The sequence below is a fragment of the Streptomyces sp. SDr-06 genome (assembly GCF_003324565.1).
In the GTDB taxonomy this organism is placed as follows: domain Bacteria; phylum Actinomycetota; class Actinomycetes; order Streptomycetales; family Streptomycetaceae; genus Streptomyces.
On record NZ_QOLA01000061.1, the window covers coordinates 1 to 2,529 of the forward strand.

Annotated in this window: 3 protein-coding genes; all 3 read left to right on the forward strand. The window is 69.0% G+C overall.

Annotated features, from left to right (window positions below):
• The coding region (locus DT019_RS38925; protein WP_317617863.1) for a vitamin B12 dependent-methionine synthase activation domain-containing protein at positions 1-800 on the forward strand (800 nt) is incomplete at its 5' end.
• Positions 797-1,654, forward strand: a complete 858-nt coding sequence (gene metF, locus DT019_RS38930) for a methylenetetrahydrofolate reductase [NAD(P)H] (RefSeq protein WP_114041724.1) — start codon at positions 797-799, stop codon at positions 1,652-1,654. The genes DT019_RS38925 and metF, both read left to right, overlap by 4 nt.
• Positions 1,644-2,529, forward strand: an 886-nt coding sequence (locus DT019_RS38935; protein ID WP_114041725.1) for an adenosylhomocysteinase, incomplete at its 3' end; no start/stop codon positions are given. The genes metF and DT019_RS38935, both read left to right, overlap by 11 nt.

Below are 2,529 nucleotides of genomic sequence, written 5' to 3' on the forward strand. Positions count from 1 at the left end.
CCGACGTGGCCACCGACAACCCGATCCCGACCCCACCCTTCTGGGGCACCCGCGTCATCAAGGGCATCGGCCTCAAGGAATACGCCACCTGGCTCGACGAAGACGCCCTCTTCAAAGGCCAGTGGGGCCTCAAGGGCGACACCATCGAGAGCGAAGGGCGCCCGCGGCTGCGGATGTGGCTGGACCGGCTGCGTACGGACAACCTGCTGGAAGCGGCCGTCGTGCACGGCTACTTCCCCTGCGTCTCCAAGGGCGACGACCTGATCATCCTCGACGAGCGGGGCAGCGAAGCCACCCGGTTCACCTTCCCGCGCCAGCATCGCGGGCGCCGGCTGTGCCTGGCGGACTTCTTCCGCCCGGAGGACTCCGGCGAGGTGGACGTGATCGGCCTCCAGGTCGTCACCGTCGGCTCGAAGATCGGCGAGGCCACGGCCGAGCTCTTTCAGGGCAACTCCTACCGCGACTACCTCGAACTGCACGGCCTGTCCGTCCAGTTGGCCGAAGCGCTCGCCGAGTACTGGCACGCCCGGGTCCGCTCCGAGCTCGGCATCGCGGCGGCCGATCCGACCTCGTTGCAGGCCATGTTGCGGACCGAGTACCAGGGCTGCCGCTACTCGCTGGGCTATCCGGCCTGCCCCGACCTGGAGGACCGGGCGAAGATCGCCCACCTGCTGCGGCCGGAGCGGATCGGCGTGCACCTCTCCGAGGAGTTCCAGCTCCACCCCGAGCAGTCCACCGACGCCATCGTCGTCCACCACCCCGAGGCCAGCTACTTCAACGCGGGAAGGGGCCGGTCATGACAACCTACTCCTTCGAGTTCTTCCCGCCCAAGACCGAGGCCGGGGCGCAGACTCTGTGGAACGCCATCCGGCGGGTGGAGCCGCTGGCACCGGACTTCGTCTCCGTGACATACGGCGCGGGCGGCTCGTCCCGGGACCGTACGGTCGAGATCACCAAGCGCATCGCGGCCGAGACGACGCTGCGACCCGTCGCCCACCTCACCGCCGTCGGCCACTCGGTCGCCGAGCTGAGGCACATCATCGGCCAGTACGCCGACGCCGGAGTCCGGGACGTCCTGGTCCTGCGCGGCGATCCGCCGGGCGACCCCCGCGGCCCCTGGACCCCGCACCCCCAGGGCCTGACATACGCGTATGAACTCGTCGAACTGGTCCGCTCCCTGGGGGAGTTCACCATCGGGGTGGCGGCGTTCCCCGAGCGCCATCCGCGCTCGGACACCTGGGCGAGCGACATCGGGCACTTAGTGGCGAAGTGCCGGGCCGGGGCGGACTACGCCATCACCCAGATGTTCTTCGACGTGGAGGACTACCTGCGGCTGCGCGACCGGGTGGCGGCCGCGGGCTGCGACACCCCGATCATCCCGGAGATCATGCCCGCCACCGACGTACGCCAGATCCGCCGCTTCGCGCAGCTCAGCAACGCGGCGTTCCCGGAGGACCTGGCCCACCGCCTCGAAGCCGTCCGCGACGACCCGGCCCAGGGGCATGCCATCGGCGTGGCCCACGCCACCGCGATGGCCGAGCGCCTGCTCGCCGAAGGCGCGCCCGGCCTCCACTACATCACCCTCAACCGATCCACCGCGGCCCTGGAGATCCACCGGGCCGTACAGAGCTCAAGGAGCCTTCATGTCAGCTGAGTCCGCCGTGGCCACCGGTTTCACGGATTTCAAGGTCGCGGACCTGTCCCTCGCGGAGTTCGGCCGGAAGGAGATCACCCTCGCCGAGCACGAGATGCCCGGCCTGATGTCGATCCGCAAGGAGTACGCGGCCACGCAGCCGCTGGCGGGTGCCCGGATCATGGGCTCGCTGCACATGACGGTCCAGACCGCCGTGCTGATCGAGACGCTGGTCGCGCTCGGCGCCGAGGTGCGCTGGGTGTCGTGCAACATCTACTCCACCCAGGACCATGCGGCCGCCGCCATCGCCGCCGCGGGCATCCCGGTGTTCGCGTGGAAGGGCGAGACCCTTGAGGAGTACTGGTGGTGCACCGAGCAGGCGCTGACCTGGCCCGGCCACTCGGGCCCCAACATGATCCTGGACGACGGCGGCGACGCCACCCTTCTGGTGCACAAGGGCGTCGAGTACCAGAAGGCGGGCGCGGTACCCGACCCGTCGACCGCCGACAACGACGAACTGGCCGTGATTCTGCGCCTGTTGGGCACCACCACGATCGACTGGACCGCACTCGCCTCGGAGATCCGTGGTGTGACGGAGGAGACCACGACGGGTGTGCACCGTCTGTACGAGATGATGCGTGACGGGGACCTTCTCTTCCCGGCGATCAATGTGAACGACGCGGTGACGAAGTCGAAGTTCGACAACAAGTACGGCTGCCGCCACTCGCTGATCGACGGCATCAACCGTGCCACCGATGTTCTGATCGGCGGCAAGACGGCTGTGGTGTGTGGTTACGGTGACGTCGGCAAGGGCTGCGCGGAGTCGCTGCGGGGCCAGGGTGCCCGGGTGATCATCACGGAGATCGACCCGATCTGCGCGCTGCAGGCGGCGATGG